Origin of the sequence: Enterobacter cloacae complex sp. S2, from assembly GCF_015159675.1 — a bacterium.
GTDB classification, from domain to species: domain Bacteria; phylum Pseudomonadota; class Gammaproteobacteria; order Enterobacterales; family Enterobacteriaceae; genus Enterobacter; species Enterobacter intestinihominis.
On the sequence record NZ_JADDTS010000102.1, the window covers coordinates 1 to 548 of the forward strand.

Genomic DNA, 548 nt, shown 5'->3' on the forward strand with positions numbered 1-548 from the left:
GCAAAGTGATGAAGACATAATTTATCCAGGAATACTCAGTGATGAACAAATTGTAGGGCTTTATAGAAATGCGAAGGCATTCGTTTTTCCGTCAAAGTATGAGGGTTTTGGTCTGCCTATTTTAGAGGCTTTAGATAATAAATGCCCGGTTATAGCCTCCGATATACCTGCGTTCAGAGAATTTTCAAACAGTAATATAACTTATTTCAAATTGGCAGATAAAGCCGCACTGGTTGACATATTGAGTCGGGACTATAAATTTGATGAATCTGAAGCTCAAGAAATTATTAACAGATACAGTTGGCCTCAAACTTATAAAAACTTAGACCGAATTTTTGGTGGCCTTATATGAAAGAGATCATTATAGTACATGATTTTGATGGTAGGCCCTATTTCAAGGCGCTTGAGAAAAATTTTCACTGTAAATTTATCAATAGCAGACCGATAAGATTCTTGTTACGTGATCTTATAAAAAAGAAAAAAATCACTAAAGATTCCATCGATTCACTTCTATTTTTATTTCTGTTACCTTTCCATAAAAATCAAAC

At 33.8% G+C, this 548-nt stretch carries 2 protein-coding genes; both read left to right on the top strand.

Going from position 1 to position 548, the window contains the following annotated elements; all coding sequences use genetic code 11:
* The coding region (locus IPZ49_RS22950; protein ID WP_193762898.1) for a glycosyltransferase at positions 1-352 on the top strand (352 nt) is incomplete at its 5' end.
* Positions 349-548: hypothetical protein (locus tag IPZ49_RS23315; RefSeq protein WP_227754138.1), on the top strand; the 200-nt coding region annotated here is incomplete at its 3' end. The genes IPZ49_RS22950 and IPZ49_RS23315, both read left to right, overlap by 4 nt.